At 68.1% G+C, this 17,267-nt stretch carries 19 protein-coding genes; 17 read left to right on the forward strand and 2 right to left on the reverse strand.

The annotated features are described in order from the left end of the window. Window positions 1-125: 125 nt before the first annotated feature. Genes rho through FSY98_RS14330 form a run of 3 tightly spaced genes read left to right on the forward strand, consistent with a single transcriptional unit; the run spans window position 126 to window position 3,650 of the window. Complete coding sequence (gene rho, locus FSY98_RS14320; protein WP_144877309.1) at window positions 126-2,126, forward strand: transcription termination factor Rho; 2,001 nt, start codon at window positions 126-128, stop codon at window positions 2,124-2,126. Between the two features lie 11 nt (window positions 2,127-2,137). Next, window positions 2,138-3,217: a peptide chain release factor 1 gene (prfA, locus tag FSY98_RS14325; RefSeq protein WP_144877310.1), complete on the forward strand. Its 1,080-nt coding sequence runs from the start codon at window positions 2,138-2,140 to the stop codon at window positions 3,215-3,217. Window positions 3,218-3,248: 31 nt separating this feature from the next. Beyond that, window positions 3,249-3,650 carry a phage holin family protein gene (locus tag FSY98_RS14330; RefSeq protein ID WP_144877311.1) on the forward strand — a complete coding sequence of 134 codons (402 nt, stop codon included), beginning with the start codon at window positions 3,249-3,251 and terminating at the stop codon, window positions 3,648-3,650. A gap of 1 nt (window position 3,651) precedes the next feature. Here the strand turns inward: FSY98_RS14330 and epsC are convergent, their stop codons facing one another. Together epsC and cysK are read right to left on the reverse strand one after the other, a co-directional pair. After that, the gene (gene epsC, locus FSY98_RS14335) at window positions 3,652-4,221 is read right to left on the reverse strand and encodes a serine O-acetyltransferase EpsC (RefSeq protein WP_144877312.1); all 570 of its coding nucleotides are present in this window, start codon (window positions 4,219-4,221) and stop codon (window positions 3,652-3,654) included. Window positions 4,222-4,229: 8 nt separating this feature from the next. After that, window positions 4,230-5,168 carry a cysteine synthase A gene (cysK, locus tag FSY98_RS14340; RefSeq protein WP_144877313.1) on the reverse strand — a complete coding sequence of 313 codons (939 nt, stop codon included), beginning with the start codon at window positions 5,166-5,168 and terminating at the stop codon, window positions 4,230-4,232. A 98-nt stretch (window positions 5,169-5,266) separates the two neighbouring features. Between cysK and prmC the strand changes: the two genes are divergently transcribed. The 14 genes from prmC (at window position 5,267) to FSY98_RS16790 (ending at window position 17,232) form a co-directional block, all read left to right on the forward strand. Further along, a complete protein-coding gene (gene prmC / locus FSY98_RS14345) occupies window positions 5,267-6,127 on the forward strand; it encodes a peptide chain release factor N(5)-glutamine methyltransferase (RefSeq protein ID WP_144877314.1) in 861 nt (286 codons plus the stop codon). A 50-nt stretch (window positions 6,128-6,177) separates the two neighbouring features. Then, the gene (locus FSY98_RS14350; RefSeq protein ID WP_144877315.1) at window positions 6,178-6,882 is read left to right on the forward strand and encodes an L-threonylcarbamoyladenylate synthase; all 705 of its coding nucleotides are present in this window, start codon (window positions 6,178-6,180) and stop codon (window positions 6,880-6,882) included. After that, entirely contained in the window at window positions 6,879-8,048 is a 1,170-nt protein-coding gene (locus FSY98_RS14355; protein ID WP_144877316.1) for an MraY family glycosyltransferase, read from the forward strand. The genes FSY98_RS14350 and FSY98_RS14355 overlap by 4 nt, the downstream gene beginning before the upstream one ends. Beyond that, on the forward strand, window positions 8,048-8,551 hold the full coding sequence (locus FSY98_RS14360) for a hypothetical protein (RefSeq protein WP_144877317.1): 504 nt from the start codon (window positions 8,048-8,050) through the stop codon (window positions 8,549-8,551). The genes FSY98_RS14355 and FSY98_RS14360 overlap by 1 nt, the downstream gene beginning before the upstream one ends. Before the next feature lie 146 nt (window positions 8,552-8,697). Then, entirely contained in the window at window positions 8,698-9,480 is a 783-nt protein-coding gene (gene atpB / locus FSY98_RS14365; protein WP_144877318.1) for a F0F1 ATP synthase subunit A, read from the forward strand. A gap of 44 nt (window positions 9,481-9,524) precedes the next feature. Then, entirely contained in the window at window positions 9,525-9,758 is a 234-nt protein-coding gene (gene atpE / locus FSY98_RS14370) for an ATP synthase F0 subunit C (RefSeq protein ID WP_050721281.1), read from the forward strand. Between the two features lie 26 nt (window positions 9,759-9,784). After that, a complete protein-coding gene (locus FSY98_RS14375) occupies window positions 9,785-10,339 on the forward strand; it encodes a F0F1 ATP synthase subunit B (RefSeq protein WP_144877319.1) in 555 nt (184 codons plus the stop codon). After that, entirely contained in the window at window positions 10,339-11,130 is a 792-nt protein-coding gene (locus FSY98_RS14380; protein ID WP_144877320.1) for a F0F1 ATP synthase subunit delta, read from the forward strand. Before FSY98_RS14375 ends, FSY98_RS14380 begins: the two co-directional genes overlap by 1 nt. A gap of 47 nt (window positions 11,131-11,177) precedes the next feature. Continuing rightward, window positions 11,178-12,818 (forward strand): F0F1 ATP synthase subunit alpha, encoded by a 1,641-nt coding sequence (gene atpA, locus FSY98_RS14385; protein WP_144877321.1) that lies wholly within the window; start codon window positions 11,178-11,180, stop codon window positions 12,816-12,818. Window positions 12,819-12,837: 19 nt separating this feature from the next. Beyond that, window positions 12,838-13,737, forward strand: a complete 900-nt coding sequence (locus tag FSY98_RS14390) for a F0F1 ATP synthase subunit gamma (protein ID WP_144877322.1) — start codon at window positions 12,838-12,840, stop codon at window positions 13,735-13,737. 21 nt (window positions 13,738-13,758) lie between these two features. Next, the gene (gene atpD, locus FSY98_RS14395; RefSeq protein WP_144877323.1) at window positions 13,759-15,213 is read left to right on the forward strand and encodes a F0F1 ATP synthase subunit beta; all 1,455 of its coding nucleotides are present in this window, start codon (window positions 13,759-13,761) and stop codon (window positions 15,211-15,213) included. A gap of 2 nt (window positions 15,214-15,215) precedes the next feature. Beyond that, on the forward strand, window positions 15,216-15,476 hold the full coding sequence (locus tag FSY98_RS14400) for a F0F1 ATP synthase subunit epsilon (RefSeq protein ID WP_144877324.1): 261 nt from the start codon (window positions 15,216-15,218) through the stop codon (window positions 15,474-15,476). 76 nt (window positions 15,477-15,552) lie between these two features. Then, on the forward strand, window positions 15,553-16,299 hold the full coding sequence (locus FSY98_RS14405; protein ID WP_144877325.1) for a YaaA family protein: 747 nt from the start codon (window positions 15,553-15,555) through the stop codon (window positions 16,297-16,299). Window positions 16,300-16,419: 120 nt separating this feature from the next. Beyond that, complete coding sequence (locus FSY98_RS16790; protein WP_186307700.1) at window positions 16,420-17,232, forward strand: DUF5684 domain-containing protein; 813 nt, start codon at window positions 16,420-16,422, stop codon at window positions 17,230-17,232. Window positions 17,233-17,267: the final 35 nt, after the last annotated feature.

Here is a 17,267-nt window from a genome sequence, read left to right on the forward strand (position 1 = left end):
ACTCTGCAAGACCCGCACGTGAACCCCTGATGCACTGATCGTCCCCGTACGCCGTCTCTTCCGAGAGATCGTCGATCCGGGAGCACAGTGCTGAGGTCGGCTGGCGCCGAGCGTCAGCCCGTGCGATCGCGCGCAGCACCCGTTGCGCGTGTACCGCTCATGTCTTCGAGACCAAAGAGGGAGCACTCGTGGAGAACTTCTCCGAGACCCAGAACGACCAGGCGGCCCCGGCCGCCGAAGCCCCGGCGTCCGCCGCGGCATCCGACACGGCGACCGAGGCGCCCGCGGCACCCGCCCGCAAGCGTGCTCCCCGGCGCGCGACCACCGCCAGCGCCGCGGCGAAGGCCGAGAAGGCCGCCGACACCGCAAACGCGACTCAGGCACCCGAGGCCCCCGCGGCTCCGGCCGCCGATGGCTCGGCATCCGACGCCCCCGCGGCAGAGGCGCCGAAGGCCAAGGCTCCCCGCCGCAGCCGCGCGAAGAAGGCCGACGCCGAGCCCGCAGCCGAGTCCGCAGAGGGTTCCGCCGTACCGGCGGTCGCCGACAAGCCCGGCGACGCCGCGCCTGCGTCCGACGCGCCGGAGGCGACCGAGGAGCCCAAGAAGGGCCGAGGTCGCCGCACCGCCAAGAAGCCCGCTGCCGACACCGAGGCGGCTCCGGCCGACGAGAAGCCGGCGGAGACCGCTCCGGCCGAGACCCAGAGCCAGGCTCCGGCGCAGACGTCCGGCGACTCCGGCTCCGACAACGCCGACGGTGGCGAGGAGCAGGGCGGCCGCAGCCGTAACCGCAACCGCAGCCGTAACCGCGGACGCGGCCAGAACGGCAACGGCCAGCAGGAGCAGCAGCAGAGCGCCCCGGCCGACGACGAGCAGGGCGGCAACGGCCGCAACCGTCAGCGCAACAAGCGCCGCAACGGAGCGCCGACCGACGAGTTCGAGACCGAGATCGGCGAAGACGACGTCCTGATCCCGATCGCCGGCATCCTCGACGTGCTCGACAACTACGCATTCGTGCGCACCACCGGCTACCTCGCCGGCCCGAGCGACGTCTACGTCTCGCTCGGCCAGGTGAAGAAGTACAACCTGCGCAAGGGCGACGCTGTCGTCGGCTCGATCAAGCAGCCGCGCGAGGGCGAGCAGCAGGGGCGTCAGAAGTACAACGCTCTCGTCAAGGTCGACTCCATCAACGGACTGTCGGTCGACGACGCCGCCACGCGCGTCGAGTTCGGCAAGCTCACCCCGCTGTACCCGCAGGAGCGCCTGCGCCTCGAGACCGCGCCCGAGAAGCTGACGCAGCGCATCATCGACCTGGTCGCCCCGATCGGCAAGGGTCAGCGCGGGCTCATCGTCGCGCCGCCGAAGGCCGGCAAGACCATCGTGCTGCAGCAGATCGCCAACGCCATCGCGCAGAACAACCCCGAGGTGCACCTCATGGTCGTGCTCGTCGACGAGCGCCCCGAAGAGGTCACCGACATGGAGCGCACGGTCAAGGGCGAGGTCATCGCCTCGACCTTCGATCGCCCGGCCGAAGACCACACGACGGTCGCTGAGCTCGCGATCGAGCGCGCCAAGCGTCTCGTCGAGCTGGGGCGCGACGTCGTCGTGCTGCTCGACTCGATCACCCGGCTGGGTCGGGCGTACAACCTCGCCGCGCCCGCCTCGGGCCGCGTGCTGACGGGCGGCGTCGACGCGTCGGCGCTTTACCCGCCCAAGCGCTTCTTCGGTGCGGCGCGCAACATCGAGAACGGCGGCTCGCTCACGATCCTCGCGACGGCTCTCGTCGAGACCGGTTCCAAGATGGACGAGGTCATCTTCGAGGAGTTCAAGGGCACCGGAAACAGCGAGCTCCGCCTGTCGCGTCAGCTGGCCGACAAGCGGATCTTCCCGGCGGTCGACGTCAACGCGTCGAGCACCCGCCGCGAGGAGATGCTCCTCTCGGCCGACGAGGTGAAGATCACCTGGAAGCTGCGCCGCGCCCTCGCCGGTCTCGACCAGCAGCAGGCCCTCGAGGTCGTGCTCGGCAAGCTGAAGGAGACCCACTCGAACGTGGAGTTCCTCGTGCAGATGCAGAAGTCGATCCCGACGCTGCCCGCCGGCGGCCACGGGCACGACAACAACATCCGCTGAGCGGAGGGGCCGTGTTCGAGTCCGTCCAGACTCTCATCGACGAGCACCGCCGGGTCCAGGAGGAACTCTCCGATCCGGCGGTGCACGCCGACGCCGCACGGGCGAAGCGGGTCAATCGTCGGTACGCCGAGCTCTCGCGCATCGTCGCGGCCCACGAGGCGTGGGTCGCGGCCACCGACGACCTCGACGCTGCGCGCGAACTGGCCAGGGAGGACGAGGCGTTCGCCGACGAGGTGCCCGCGCTCGAACAGGGCCTGCAGAGCGCGCAGGAGAAGCTCCGTCGGCTGCTGATCCCGCGGGATCCGGACGACGCCCGAGACGTGATCATGGAGATCAAGGCGGGGGAGGGCGGTGCTGAGTCGGCGCTGTTCGCCGCCGACCTGCTGCGCATGTACGTGCAGTACGCCGCCTCGAAGGGCTGGAAGACCGAGCTCCTCGAGCGCAACGAGTCCGACCTCGGCGGCTACAAGGACGTGCAGGTCGCGATCAAGGGATCGTCATCCGACCCCGCGCAGGGCGTCTGGGCGCATCTCAAGTACGAGGGCGGCGTGCATCGTGTGCAGCGGGTGCCGGCGACCGAGTCGCAGGGACGCATCCACACCTCCACCACGGGTGTGCTGGTCTTCCCCGAGGTGGACGAGCCTGATGAGATCGAGATCAACCAGAACGATCTCAAGATCGACGTGTTCCGCTCGTCAGGACCCGGCGGGCAGTCGGTGAACACGACCGACTCGGCCGTGCGCATCACTCATGTGCCGACGGGGATCGTCGTCTCAATGCAGAACGAGAAGTCGCAGCTGCAGAACCGCGAGGCCGCGATGCGCGTGCTCCGTGCGCGTCTCCTCGCGAAGCAGCAGGAGGAGTTGGATGCCGCGGCCTCCGACGCCCGCAAGTCGCAGATCCGCGGCATGGATCGTTCTGAGCGCATCCGCACCTACAACTTCCCCGAGAACCGGATCGCCGACCACCGCACCGGGTTCAAGGCCTACAACCTCGACCAGGTCATGGACGGAGCGCTCGAGCCGATCATCGAGAGCGCGATCCAGGCCGACGAAGAGGCCCGCCTAGCGGCCGTCGGCTCGGAGGGCTGACCGCACGAGCGCAGGGCGCTAGGCTCAGCGCGTGATCACCTTCCTGCTCCGCGCGGTGACGTATCTGGCCTCCGCCGCCCTCGGGCTGCTCGTCGCCGACATGCTGCTCGACGGGTTCCGCATCCAGTGGGATCGCTGGTGGGGTTTCGTCGTCTGCATCGTCGTCTTCGCCATCGTGCAGAGCATCCTCGCGCCGATCGCGAGCCGGCTCGCCGATCGGTACGCGCCCGTGCTGATGGGCGGAATCGGCATCATCTCGACGCTCGTCGCTCTCGTGATCGTCGTGCTGCTGCCGATCGGCGGCCTCCGCATCGTCGACGCCTCCGGGTGGTTGCTCGGCGCGCTGATCGTCTGGATCGTCACCGCGCTGGGCAGCGTACTGCTGCCGTTGCTGTTCCGCAGGAAGCGCGACAAGGAGCGCCGAGACCGCTGACTCAGATCGAGTACTCGGGCGCGGTGAGCAGCGCCCGGGTGTCCTCTCCGACCGTGCGCCCGCGGGGCTTCGCCGGGATTCCGACGAGGATGCTGTCGGCCGGTGCGTCGCGCGTGACGACGGCGTTCGCGCCGACCACCGAGTGCGCTCCGATCGTGACGGGACCGAGGATCTTCGCTCCCGCCCCCACGGCGACGCCGTCGCCGATGGTCGGGTGCCGTTTGCCGGAGTCCCGGGTCCGACCGCCGAGCGTGACGCCGTGGTACAGCATCACGTCGTCGCCGATCTCCGCCGTCTCGCCGATCACGACGCCCATGCCGTGGTCGATGAAGAATCTGCGCCCGATGCGCGCCCCGGGGTGGATCTCGACCCCCGTGAGCCACCGCGAGATCTGCGACCCTGCGCGGGCGAGGAGCCTCAGGTGACGACGCCACAGCGCATGCGAGACGCGGTGCGCCCAGATGGCGTGCAGTCCCGGGTACAGCAGAGCGACCTCGACGGCGCTGCGCGCCGCCGGGTCGCGGAGACGCGCCGCGGCGACGTCCTCGCGCAGTCGACCGATGACGTTCATCGGGCGGATCAGGCCTCGCGCAGGTGCTCGTACAGAGCGGTCGACAGGTACCGCTCGCCGAACGAGGGGATGATCACGACGATGGTCTTGCCCGCGGCCTCGGGGCGCTTGGCGATCTCGAGCGCCGCCCAGATCGCGGCGCCGCTCGACATGCCCACGAGGATGCCCTCGCCGGCCGCGGTCTCGCGCGCGACGCGGATGGCGTCGTCGAACGTCACGTCGATGACCTCGTCGAGCACCTCGCGGTCGAGGATGGGCGGCACGAAGTTCGGGCCGATGCCCTGGATCTTGTGGGGCCCGGGGTGGCCCTCGGTGAGGATGGGGGAGTCCTTGGGCTCCACTGCGACGACCTTCACGCCGGGGATCCGCTCCTTGAGCACCTGGCCGACGCCGGTGATGGTGCCGCCAGTGCCGATGCCGGCGACGAAGTAGTCGACGTGGCCGTCGGTGTCGCGCAGGATCTCCTCGGCGGTGGTCTTGCGGTGGATCGCCGGGTTCGCCTCGTTCGCGAACTGCTTGGCGAGCACGGCGCCCGGCGTCTTCGCCGCGATGGCCTCGGCCTCGGCGACCGCGTGCGTCATGCCCTTGGTCGGGTCGGTGAGCACGAGCTCGGCGCCGAACGCCTTGAGCAGCAGTCGGCGCTCCTTCGACATCGAAGCGGGCATCGTGAGGATCACCTTGTAGCCGCGGGCGGCGCCGACCATCGCGAGCGCGATGCCGGTGTTGCCGCTGGTGGCCTCAACGATCGTGCCGCCGGGCTGCAGCTCGCCCGACGCCTCCGCGGCGTCGACGATCGCGATCCCGAGGCGGTCCTTGACGCTCGACGCCGGGTTGTAGAACTCGAGCTTGGCGAGAACCGTGGCGTCGAGGCCCTCGGTCACCCTGTTGAGGCGGACCAGCGGAGTGTTGCCGAACGCCGTGGTGATGTCGGAGTGGATGCCGGGCATGGGAGCGCCTTCCTGTGCGGGGTGACTGGGCTCCAGCCTAGGCGAGCGCCCGGTGCGGGGCGGCAATGTGACGGGTGCGGCGCTCTACGCTGGAGGGCATGCCCGACACCTCTCTCGCCGCTCTCGTGCGTGCTGCCGCAGTGCGGCTCGCCGCCGCAGGCGTCCCCGATCCGCTGGTCGACGCCGAGCTCCTCGCCGGGCATGTCCTCGGCGTCCGTCGGGGCGAGGTGCAGGCGGCGACCATCCGGGGCGACGCTGTGTCGGAGGCGGACGCCGCCGCGCTCGACGCGCTCGTCACGCGGCGGGAGGGTCGCGAGCCGCTGCAGCACCTCACCGGCACCGCACCCTTCCGTCACCTCGAGCTGGCTGTCGGGCCCGGGGTCTTCGTGCCGCGGCCGGAGACCGAGACAGTGGTCCAGTTCGCGATCGATGCCCTGCTGGCGGCCCCTGAGCCCGCTCCGATCGGCATCGATCTCGGAACGGGGTCCGGAGCGATCGCCCTCGCCATGGCGACAGAGGTGCCCCACGCCCGGGTGTTCGCGACCGAGCTGTCGCCCGAGGCCTTCCCCTGGGCGCAGCGCAACACCGCCGACGCGGCGAACCTGACGCTGGTGAACGAGGACTTGGGCGACGCGTTCCGCGACCTCGACGGTATGGCCTCGGTAGTGATCTCGAACCCGCCGTACGTGCCGGATGCCGCGGTGCCGCGCGACCCGGAGGTGCGGCTCTTCGATCCGGCCATGGCGCTGTACGGCGGGGAGGACGGACTCGACATCGTCCGCGTGCTCAGCACCCGCGCTCTCGATCTGCTGCGACCCGGCGGTCTGCTGGTCATCGAGCACGGTGAGCTCCAGGGGGAGGAGATCCGCAGCATCCTCACCGTTGACGGATGGCGCGCGGCAGCGACCCATCGCGACCTCACGCTGCGCGACCGAGCGACCACGGCCCTGCGCCCCTGACGGCGGCGTCACCGGTCGCACAGGCACCCGGCGTCTAGAATCGGAAGGTCATGTCCACCATCTTCGACTGCGGCGACGAGTCCGAGCTCCTCGCCGGCATGCGCCACGCGCGCCAGGCCATCGCCAGGGGCGAGCTCATCGTGATGCCCACCGACACGGTCTACGGCGTCGCCGCCGACGCGTTCTCCCCTGCGGCGGTGCAACGGCTCCTCGATGCGAAGGGCCGTGGGCGCAACCAGCCGCCACCCGTGCTGATCGGCACGAAGGACACGCTGCTCGCCCTCGCCGAGTCGGTGCCGGAGCCCGTTCAGCGGCTCGTCGACGAGTTCTGGCCCGGTGGGCTGACGATCGTGCTCCCAGCGCAGCCGTCGCTGGTGTGGGATCTCGGTGAGACGGAGGGCACCGTCGCCGTGCGCATGCCCGAGGGACGCGTCGCGCTCGAACTCCTCGCCGAGACGGGGCCGCTCGCCGTCTCGAGCGCGAACCTCACCGGCCGCGACGCGGCCATCTCGGCGTACGACGCCGAGCGGATGCTGGGCGACAGCGTCGCCGTGTACCTCGCCGACGGGCTCAGCCGGGAGGGCATCGCCTCGACGATCGTCGACGCTACGTCGCTCGTGCCGCGCGGGATGGAGCAGACGACCGGTACGGCGCGCATCCTCCGTCAGGGTGCTGTCAGCCGCGAGCGGCTCGAGGAGGTGCTCGGCGACCTGCTCGAGCCGGCTCCGGAGGTCGAGGCGGACGAGAGTTCGTGAAGCAGTACGTCTTCACGGTCCTCATCACCGCCGCGATCACGTTCGTGCTCACCTGGGCGGTGTTGAAGGTGAGCCTGCGGTTCAAGCTCTACCCGGCGATCCGTGAGCGCGATGTGCACACGACTCCGAAGCCGCGGCTCGGGGGAGTGGCCATCTTCCTGGGCATCGCGGTGGCGATGGGCGTCTCCGCCGCGAACCCCTTCTTCGCGACCATCTGGATGCCGCCGCAGACGATGTGGTCGGTGCTCGCCGCAGCCTTCCTCATCGCGGTCATCGGCGTCGTCGACGACCTCTGGGACCTCGACTGGATGATCAAGCTCGGCGCGCAGTTTCTCGCCGCCGGCATCATCACCGTCGGGGGAGGGCTGCAGATCCTCTCACTGCCGTTCGGCGACCTCATCGTCTTCTCGAGCTGGCTGAGCATCACGATCACGATGTTCGCGATCGTGATCGTCATGAACGCCGTGAACTTCATCGACGGCCTCGACGGACTCGTCGCCGGCGTCTGCCTCATCGCGAACGGCGTCTTCTTCGCCTACTCCTACATCCTCACGCGCGACACCGGTGCCTCGAGCTACTTCAACCTGGCCTCCTTCCTCGCCGCCGTCCTCATCGGCGCCTGCATCGGGTTCCTTCCGTTCAACTGGAGTCCGGCGAAGATCTTCATGGGGGACTCGGGCGCGTTGGTGCTCGGGCTGCTCATGGCCACATCGGCGATCGCGGTCACCGGGCAGCTCGAGCCGTCCGCGCTCGACCTCGAGCGGCTGGGCCGTTCACAGCTGCTGGGTGCCTTCATCCCGATCCTGCTGCCGCTGCTCGTGGTGCTGCTGCCGCTGCTCGATTTCGGACTCGCGGTGCTGCGGCGGATGAACGCGGGCAAGAGCCCGTTCTCGCCCGATCGCAAGCACCTGCACCACCGGATGCTGGACCTCGGTCACCGCGACCGTGACGCGGTGCTCATCTTCTACGCCTGGACGGCGATCATCTCGTTCGCCGTGCTGCTCATGTACGTCGGCGCCCGCGAGGACTGGCCGGGCCAGTACCTCCCCGGCGTCGCCTTCGGCGTGGTGGGTATCGTCGCCTGCCTCGTCATCACCCTCATGCCTTCCCGTCGCAAGAAGCCGGCGACCGCCCCCGAGCCCGACCCGACCTCCCTGGAGTCCTGATGAGCCCGAACCCCGTATCCAGCACGCCGATCCTGCGAAGGGTCCTCACGTGGTCGGCCGTCGCGACGGTCGTCCTCGCGATCGCGGCCGCGATCGTCGGGTACGTCGTCGCGGAGGGGGAGGGCCTCGTCAGCGGGCTGCTCGGCGTGCTGCTCGCCGCCGTCTTCCTCGGCATCACCGGCACGAGCATCCTGATCGCCAATCGCTGGTACGGAGAGCCGCTGTACGTGCAGTTCTTCTTCGCCCTCGTGCTCGGCGGATGGATCCTGAAGCTAATCGTGTTCTTCCTGGTGATCGTCGTGCTCAAAGATCAGCAGTGGATCCAGCCGGTCGTCTTCTTCGTCTCGATCGTCGCGGGCGTGCTGGTCTCGCTCGTGGTCGACGCGGTCGTCATCAGCAGGATGCGCCTGCCTGTCGTCAGCGATTCCTCGCTCCCGACGGAGGTTCCGGAGGACACGGCACCCGGCGCGGCACCCGCTGAGGACGGCCCCGCGCGGTCCTAGGGCACCCCTGGATTCTGATAGTGTTGACGAGTGCCCGCCGCTCGCCCGCGAGCGCTTGCGCAGAAGCACACCGACCATCGTCGCCCCGGTCCTGATCCGGTGCCCCGAAGCTGGAGCCCGCGCTGTTCAATCTTGCTGCGACCCTGATGCCCCGACTCGCCACGGACGACGAGTTCCACGCTCCGTCCATTGCCGAGTTCTTCCCTGACGCCGTCTTCCAGATCGGCGACCTGGTGATCCACCGGATCCACCTCGTCCAGTTCATCGCGACCATCGCCGTCGTGCTGTTCCTGTGGCTGGGTACTCGTCGCATGCGCGTCGTTCCCGGTCGCTTCCAGAGCGTCGTCGAGATGGGGCTCGACTTCGTGCGGGTCAACGTCGCGGAAGACCTGCTCGGCCGCAAGGACGGACGCCGGTTCCTGCCGATCCTCGCCACGATCTTCTTCATGGTCCTGTTCATGAACTTGACGGGCATCATCCCGTTCATGAACATCGCGGGTACGAGCATCATCGCGGTCCCGGCGCTGCTCGCGCTGGTCAGCTACGTGTCGTTCATCTACGCCGGCATCAAGAAGAGCCCGAAGAACTTCTTCCGCAACGCGCTGTTCCCGTCCGGGGTCCCGCCGTTCCTGTACATCATCGTGACGCCGCTCGAGATCCTCTCGACGTTCATCATCCGGCCGATCACGCTGACTCTGCGACTGCTTATGAACATGGTCGTCGGGCACCTCATGCTCGTCCTGTTCTTCTCCGCCACGCAGTTCTTCGTGTTCAGCCTCAGCGGCGGCTGGATCGCCCTCGGCGCCGGCACGCTCGCCTTCGGCTTCGCCTTCACCCTGTTCGAGGTCCTCGTGGCCTTCCTGCAGGCCTACGTCTTCACCATCCTCACCGCGGTCTACATCCAGCTCGCGGTCGCAGAAGAGCACTGAGCGGACAGGCAACTGCCTGTCCACCCAACTGAAAGGAAAAACCCGTGGACGCAACTACGGTTCTCGCTGAACTCAACGGCAACATCGGCACCGTCGGCTACGGCCTCGCAGCCATCGGCCCGGCCATCGGCGTCGGCATCGTCGTCGGAAAGACGATCGAGGGCGTTGCCCGTCAGCCCGAGCTCGCCGGTCGCCTGCAGGTCCTGATGTACATCGGTATCGCCTTCACCGAGGCGCTCGCCTTCATCGGCATCGCGACCTACTTCATCTTCCAGTAATCCGACCTCTTCGATAAGGAGACAGGATGCTGAACGCTCTTGTCACGAACCTCGCAGCAGAGGGTGAAAACCAGAACCCGCTGATCCCCGCGTGGTACGACATCATCTGGTCGGCGGTGTGCTTCATCGTCATCCTCGTGGTGGTGTGGAGGGTCGCCCTTCCGAAGCTCTACGAGCTGCTCGACAAGCGCTCCGCCGCGATCGAGGGCAACATCGCCAAGGCCGATGAGGCTCAGAAGCAGGCCGAGGCCGCGCTCGAGGAGTACACGCGTCAGCTGGCCGAGGCCCGCACCGAGGCCGGTGAGATCCGTGAGGCCGCCCGCGAGGACGGCAAGAAGATCGTCGCCGAGGCCAAGGAGACCGCGACCGCTGAGGCCGCTCGCGTCACCGCGGCAGCGCACTCGCAGATCGAGGCCGAGCGTCAGACCGCTCTCGTCTCGCTCCGCAGCGAGGTGGGCACGCTCGCGATCGACCTCGCCGGCGGTGTGGTCGGCGAGACGCTCTCCGACGATGCACGCGCGACGGCGGTCGTCGACCGCTTCCTCGCCGACCTCGAAGCATCCGAGAAGGCGGCTCAGTAATGGGCAGCGCGACCACTCAGGCACTCGCGGCATCCACTCAGGCGCTTGCCGCAGCGACGGACGTCACTCTCGACACGGCACGGGAGCTGTTCGCAGCCGCCCGCGCCGTCGGAGAGTCGTCCCAGCTGAGCGGCGCGCTCGCTGACCCGGCAGCTGCCGCGGTGGCGCGACAGAACGTCGTCGCAGCGGTGTTCGGCGGGTTCTCCCAGAACGCGCAGAACGTGCTGAAGGTGGTCGTCGCCGAGCGCTGGTCTTCGGCCTCCGAGCTGACGGACGGCATCGAAGAGCTCGCCATCCGTGCTGCGGCGCTCGCGGAGCCGCGGGCCGACATCGAGGGGGAGCTGTTCGGCTTCACCCGGGTCGTGGCCGCGAACCCGGAGCTCGAGCTCGCGCTCGGCAGCCGGCTCGGCGGTGCGGATGCCAAGGGCACGCTGATCGACCGTCTGCTCGCAGACGGAACCACGAGCGCCCCGACCGCTCTGATCGTCTCCTCGCTCGTGCGCCAGCCGCGTGAGCGGCGCGTGCGTCAGCTGCTGTCCCGGGCGATGCGCATCGTGGCGAGCCAGGGTGACCGCGTCGTCGCCACGGTCTACACCGCGACATCGCTCACCGAGGCCCAGCGTGCCCGACTGAGCGACGTGCTCTCGCGTCGCTACGAACGAACCGTGGCGCTCAACGAGGTCCTCGACCCCGCCGTCGTCGGAGGTCTGCGCGTGCAGATCGCCGATGACGTCATCGACGGCAGCATCTCCGCCCGTCTCGCCGATCTTCGCCAGAAGCTCGCCGGCTAACACGACTTCGCGCGGGGAACCGCGCACCCAGATACAAAGGGAAGACAATGGCAGAACTATCGATCAGCCCCGACGTCATCCGTGACGCGCTGAAGGACTTCGCCGCGGCATACGAGCCCACCGGGGCTGCGGCGACCGAGGTCGGCACCGTCATCGACGCGGCCGACGGCATCGCCCACGTCGAGGGACTGCCCGGCGTCATGGCGAACGAGCTCGTGACCTTCGCGGACGGCACCAAGGGTCTCGCGCTGAACCTCGACGAGCACGAGATCGGCGTGGTCGTGCTCGGCGACTTCACCGGCATCGAGGCGGGCCAGGAAGTCACCCGAACGGGCGAGGTCCTCTCGGTCCCCGTCGGCGACGGCTACCTGGGCCGCGTGGTCGACCCGCTCGGCAACCCGATCGACGGCCTCGGCTCGATCGCGACCGAGGGTGTCCGTGAGCTCGAGCTCCAGGCCCCCGGCGTCATGCAGCGCAAGTCGGTGCACGAGCCGATGCAGACCGGTATCAAGGCGATCGACGCCATGATCCCTGTCGGCCGCGGCCAGCGCCAGCTGATCATCGGCGACCGCCAGACCGGCAAGACGGCCATCGCGATCGACACGATCATCAACCAGAAGGCCAACTGGGAGTCCGGCGACGTCAGCAAGCAGGTCCGCTGCATCTACGTCGCGATCGGTCAGAAGGGCTCGACCATCGCTTCGGTGAAGGGCGCGCTCGAAGAGGCCGGCGCCCTGGAGTACACGACCATCGTGGCCGCTCCCGCGTCCGACCCCGCCGGCTTCAAGTACCTCGCCCCCTACACGGGTTCCGCGATCGGTCAGCACTGGATGTACGGCGGCAAGCACGTCCTGATCATCTTCGACGACCTGTCGAAGCAGGCCGAGGCCTACCGCGCCGTGTCGCTGCTCCTGCGTCGTCCGCCGGGCCGCGAGGCATACCCCGGTGACGTCTTCTACCTCCACTCGCGTCTGCTCGAGCGGTGCGCGAAGCTGTCCGACGAGTTGGGTGCCGGGTCGATGACGGGCCTCCCGATCATCGAGACCAAGGCGAACGACGTCTCGGCGTACATCCCGACCAATGTGATCTCGATCACGGACGGCCAGATCTTCCTGCAGTCCGACCTGTTCAACGCCAACCAGCGTCCGGCGGTCGACGTGGGTATCTCGGTCTCGCGAGTCGGCGGTGACGCCCAGGTCAAGTCGATCAAGAAGGTCTCCGGAACGTTGAAGCTCGAGCTGGCGCAGTACCGCTCGCTCGAGGCGTTCGCGATGTTCGCCTCCGACCTCGACGCGGCCTCGCGTCGTCAGCTCTCGCGTGGAGCGCGTCTGACCGAGCTGCTCAAGCAGCCGCAGTACTCGCCGTACCCCGTCGAGGAGCAGGTCGTGTCGATCTGGGCCGGAACCAACGGCAAGCTCGACACGATCGAGGTCGGGGACGTGCTGCGGTTCGAGCGTGAGCTCCTGGACTACCTGCGTCGCAACACCTCGGTGCTCGACACTCTGCGCGAGACCAACGTCCTCGATGACGACACGGTTGCAGAGCTGGCGAAGCAGACGGACGCCTTCATCCTGGAGTTCCAGGGCGGCAAGGGCCACGCCATCGGCGCCCCCGGCCAGGAGGAGCACGCTGCCGCCGAGGCGGAGGACGTCAACCAGGAGAAGATCGTCAAGGGTCGTCGCGCGTAATCGCGTGGGGAACTGATTCATGGGCGCTCAACTCAGGGTCTACAAGCAGAAGATCTCTTCTGCTCAGACGACCAAGAAGATCACGAAGGCGATGGAACTCATCGCGGCTTCGCGCATCCAGAAGGCGATGGCACGCGTCAAGGCGTCCAGCCCCTTCGCGCGGGCCGTGACGAGGGCCGTGTCGGCCGTCGCGACGCACTCGAACGTCGATCACCCGCTCACCCGCGAGCCCGAGAACATCCGCCGCTCCGCGGTCGTGATCTTCTCGTCCGACCGCGGTCTGGCTGGAGCCTTCAACTCGCAGATCCTCCGAGAGGGTCTCGAGGTGGCCGCGCTCCTGCGGGAGCAGGGCAAGGAGCCGGTGTTCTACCTGGTCGGTCGCAAGGCTGTCGGATACTTCCAGTTCCGTCGCATCGAAGCGGCCGCGGAGTGGACGGGTGACACCGACACGCCGTCCTTCCAGACCGCGGAGGAGATCTCGCAGAAGTTGCTGCACGACTTCAACCGCGGCGCGGACGAGGGTGGCGTCGACGAGATCCACCTCGTGTACAACCGGTTCGTCAGCATGATGACGCAGTCGCCGGAATCCGTGCGTCTGCTGCCGCTGGAGATCACGGAAGCCGACGACTCGGAAGCCGGTAGCACCGTCTACCCGCTCTACGAGTTCGAGCCGGATGCCGAGACCGTTCTCGACGCGATCCTGCCGGTGTACATCCAGAGCCGAGTCTTCAACGCTCTTCTGCAGTCGTCTGCCGCCAAGCAGGCCGCGACCCAGAAGGCGATGAAGTCGGCCAGCGACAACGCCGACAAGCTCATCACCGATTACACCCGTCTGCGCAACAACGCGCGCCAGGCGGAGATCACGCAGCAGATCGCAGAGATCGTCGGCGGCGCCGATGCTCTCTCGTCGAGCAAATAGACCATCAGGAAAGAGACGAAAATGACCCTCATCGCTCCGGCTGACCAGCCGGCGACCGCGGTCGTCGGGCGCGTCGCACGCGTCAACGGTCCGGTTGTCGACATCGAGTTCCCGCACGACTCGATCCCCGACATCTACAACGCGCTGAAGACCACGATCACGATCGGCGACGAGTCGGTCGAGATCACGCTCGAGGTCGCCCAGCACCTCGGCGACGACCTCGTCCGCGCCATCGCCCTCAAGCCCACCGACGGCATCGTCCGCGGTCAGGAGGTGCGCGACACCGGCGAGGCCATCTCGGTCCCCGTCGGCGACGTCACCAAGGGCAAGGTCTTCAACGTCATCGGCGAGGTGCTCAACCTCGAGCCTGGCGAGACCATCGAGGTGACCGAGCGCTGGCCCATCCACCGCAAGGCGCCGAACTTCGACCAGCTCGAGTCGAAGACGACGATGTTCGAGACCGGCATCAAGTCGATCGACCTCCTGACCCCCTACGTGCTGGGTGGAAAGATCGGTCTCTTCGGTGGCGCGGGTGTCGGCAAGACTGTCCTCATCCAGGAGATGATCCAGCGCGTCGCGCAGGACCACGGTGGCGTGTCGGTGTTCGCCGGTGTCGGCGAGCGCACCCGTGAGGGCAACGACCTCATCCACGAGATGGAGGAGGCGGGTGTCTTCGACAAGACCGCTCTCGTCTTCGGCCAGATGGACGAGCCGCCGGGGACGCGTCTGCGCGTCGCACTCTCGGCGCTGACCATGGCGGAGTACTTCCGCGATGTGCAGAAGCAGGACGTGCTGCTCTTCATCGACAACATCTTCCGCTTCACGCAGGCCGGTTCCGAGGTGTCGACCCTGCTGGGCCGCATGCCTTCGGCCGTGGGCTACCAGCCGAACCTCGCGGATGAGATGGGCCTCCTGCAGGAGCGCATCACCTCGACGCGTGGCCATTCGATCACCTCGCTGCAGGCGATCTACGTGCCGGCCGACGACTACACCGACCCCGCTCCGGCCACCACCTTCGCGCACCTCGACGCGACGACCGAGCTCTCCCGTGAGATCGCGTCGAAGGGTCTGTACCCGGCCATCGACCCGCTGACCTCGACGTCGCGCATCATGGACCCCCGCTACTTGGGCGAGGACCACTACCGCGTCGCCACCACGGTCAAGCAGATCCTCCAGAAGAACAAGGAGCTGCAGGAGATCATCGCCATCCTCGGTGTCGACGAGCTCTCCGAGGAAGACAAGATCGTCGTGTCGCGTGCACGTCGTATCCAGCAGTTCCTCTCGCAGAACACCTACATGGCCAAGAAGTTCACGGGTGTCGAGGGTTCGACCGTGCCGCTGAAGGACACGATCGAGTCGTTCGACGCGATCACCCGCGGTGACTTCGACCACGTGGCCGAGCAGGCCTTCTTCAACGTCGGTGGCATCTCCGACGTCGAAGAGCAGTGGGCGAAGATCCAGAAGGAGAACGGCTGATCATGGCCCTGCACGTCAGCCTCGTCTCCGCGGACGCGGAGGTCTGGACGGGAGAGGCGAGCCTCGTGGTCGCAAAGACCGTCGAGGGCGAGATCGGCCTCATGTCCGGCCATGAGCCGGTTCTGGCGATCCTCGCCGAAGGCCAGGTCCGGATCACTCAGACCGATGGGTCGAAGGTGCTCGCCAACGCGCAGGACGGATTCCTCTCGATGGAGGGGAACGAACTGACGATCGTGGCAGGCAACGCCGCCCTCATCTCCTGATCAGCGATAACCACCGCGTCCGCCTCGGCACCGTCTTCGGTTCCGGGGCGGACGCGTCTGTGCCCGCGGAGGCATCATGAAGATCCTGCTCCCGCCCTCGGAGACCAAGCGCCCGGGTGGCGTTCCCACGCCGATCGATCTCGCAGGCCTCGCCCTCGCCGGCTTGTACGACAAGCGTCGGACGACGGCTGAGGCCCTGGTCGACCTCTCCCGAGACACCGCGACCGCCCAGCGCATCCTGAAGCTCAGCGACAAGCAGGTCGGCGACATCGCGGCCAACCGGGAGTTGCTCGTGGCGCCCACGATGCCCGCAGTCGATCGCTACACGGGGGTTCTGTACGACGCGCTGGACGCGAGCTCGCTGTCCGGCGTGGCGCGTCGCTGGCTGGCATCACACGTGTGGATCCATTCCGCGCCGTTCGGTCCGGTCGGCGCTCTGGACGGCATCCCCGCGTATCGGCTGGCCGCGGGCACGCCTCTGCCCGGCATCCCGCCGCTGCGGCGTCACTGGGGTGAGGCGACGAGCGCGGCGATCGCCGCGGAGGAACCCGACTTCGTGCTGGATCTGCGCAGCGAGGCATACGTCGCGCTCGGACCGGTGCCCGCCGGGGTCGAGTCCGCATACGTGCGAGTCGTGACCGAGCACGGCAAGGCGCTCAATCACTTCAACAAGAAATCGAAGGGGATGCTCGTGCGCGCCCTCGCCGAGGATCGCCCTCGCATCCGTTCGATGCGCACGCTCCGCACATGGGCCGAGGCGCGCGGAGTCGTACTGCGCGACGCGTCGGAGACAGGGACCCTGGAGCTCGTCGTCGCGGAATGACGCCCGAGGACACGGTGGGTATTTCTCCCCGCGTGTGTCGTTGCCCGCAATATCGGCACACCGATATGGTGGGTGACGCGGCGCGGCCAGCGCCCCATCTGTCCCATTTCGGAGGGGATCATGTACGACGATTACTATTACGGGCCCGGTGCCGCTGCCTTCGTTGGCATCGTGGTGCTTGTGAGCTTCCTCATCGCGATCGTGGGTTACGTCCTCGTCGCCTTCTTCCTCATGAAGATCTTCGACAAAGCAGGTGTGCAAGGCAAGTGGCGGGCGTGGGTCCCCGTCTACAACTACATGGTCTTCGCGAAGCTCGGAGACATGTCGCCCTGGGTGGTCCTGATCGCCATTGGGCTCTCGCTCATCCCGTACCTCAACTTCCTCACCGGCATCGGTCTCGCGGTGGTGATGGCCCTCGCCGCCTGGCGCATCGGTCTCAAGCTTCAGAAGGACGCTGTCTGGGTGATCCTCTGGGTGCTGCTCGGCATCGTCTGGCTCGGCATCAACGCCTTCGACAAGTCGCGCTGGAACCCGAACATCGCCCCGGCTCCGTGGGCCGGCAACGGATTCTTCGCCGATCGCACGGGGTGGGACGGCGTTCCCACCCAGCCGAGCGCTGTCGCGGGTCCTGGCTTCGGGCAGCCGCAGCAGGGCTACGGGCAGCCGCAGCAGGGTTACGGGCAGCCGCAGCAGGGCTACGCGCCGCCGCAGCAGCCTGGCTACGGTCAGCCGCAGCAGCCCGGATACACGCAGCCGCAGCAGCCCGGCTACACCCCGCCCGCTCAGCCCGGCTACACGCCTCCCGCGGCTCCGTCGAACCCCGACGTGCCCCCGGCGCCGCCGTCTGCGCCGCCAGCCGCGCCCCAGGTTCCGCCGGCACCCCCGGCTGCGCCTCCCGCGCCGCCGACGAACCCCACACAACCGCCTGCCTGATTCGCACGGCTGTGAGCGAAGAGCCCTCGACCGAC

The organism is Microbacterium sp. 1.5R (genome assembly GCF_007667425.1).
Lineage (GTDB): Bacteria > Actinomycetota > Actinomycetes > Actinomycetales > Microbacteriaceae > Microbacterium.

What these genes read in the sequence shown, in the direction of transcription:
- epsC (WP_144877312.1), bottom strand. Translation starts at nt 4,221, where the DNA reads ATGAACGTCATCGGTCGACTGCGCGAGGACGTCGCCGCGGCGCGTCTC.
- cysK (WP_144877313.1), bottom strand. Translation starts at nt 5,168, where the DNA reads ATGCCCGGCATCCACTCCGACATCACCACGGCGTTCGGCAACACTCCG.
- prmC (WP_144877314.1), top strand. Translation starts at nt 5,267, where the DNA reads ATGCCCGACACCTCTCTCGCCGCTCTCGTGCGTGCTGCCGCAGTGCGG.
- FSY98_RS14350 (WP_144877315.1), top strand. Translation starts at nt 6,178, where the DNA reads ATGTCCACCATCTTCGACTGCGGCGACGAGTCCGAGCTCCTCGCCGGC.
- FSY98_RS14360 (WP_144877317.1), top strand. Translation starts at nt 8,048, where the DNA reads ATGAGCCCGAACCCCGTATCCAGCACGCCGATCCTGCGAAGGGTCCTC.
- atpB (WP_144877318.1), top strand. Translation starts at nt 8,698, where the DNA reads ATGCCCCGACTCGCCACGGACGACGAGTTCCACGCTCCGTCCATTGCC.
- FSY98_RS14375 (WP_144877319.1), top strand. Translation starts at nt 9,785, where the DNA reads ATGCTGAACGCTCTTGTCACGAACCTCGCAGCAGAGGGTGAAAACCAG.
- FSY98_RS14380 (WP_144877320.1), top strand. Translation starts at nt 10,339, where the DNA reads ATGGGCAGCGCGACCACTCAGGCACTCGCGGCATCCACTCAGGCGCTT.
- atpA (WP_144877321.1), top strand. Translation starts at nt 11,178, where the DNA reads ATGGCAGAACTATCGATCAGCCCCGACGTCATCCGTGACGCGCTGAAG.
- FSY98_RS14390 (WP_144877322.1), top strand. Translation starts at nt 12,838, where the DNA reads ATGGGCGCTCAACTCAGGGTCTACAAGCAGAAGATCTCTTCTGCTCAG.
- atpD (WP_144877323.1), top strand. Translation starts at nt 13,759, where the DNA reads ATGACCCTCATCGCTCCGGCTGACCAGCCGGCGACCGCGGTCGTCGGG.
- FSY98_RS14400 (WP_144877324.1), top strand. Translation starts at nt 15,216, where the DNA reads ATGGCCCTGCACGTCAGCCTCGTCTCCGCGGACGCGGAGGTCTGGACG.
- FSY98_RS14405 (WP_144877325.1), top strand. Translation starts at nt 15,553, where the DNA reads ATGAAGATCCTGCTCCCGCCCTCGGAGACCAAGCGCCCGGGTGGCGTT.
- FSY98_RS16790 (WP_186307700.1), top strand. Translation starts at nt 16,420, where the DNA reads ATGTACGACGATTACTATTACGGGCCCGGTGCCGCTGCCTTCGTTGGC.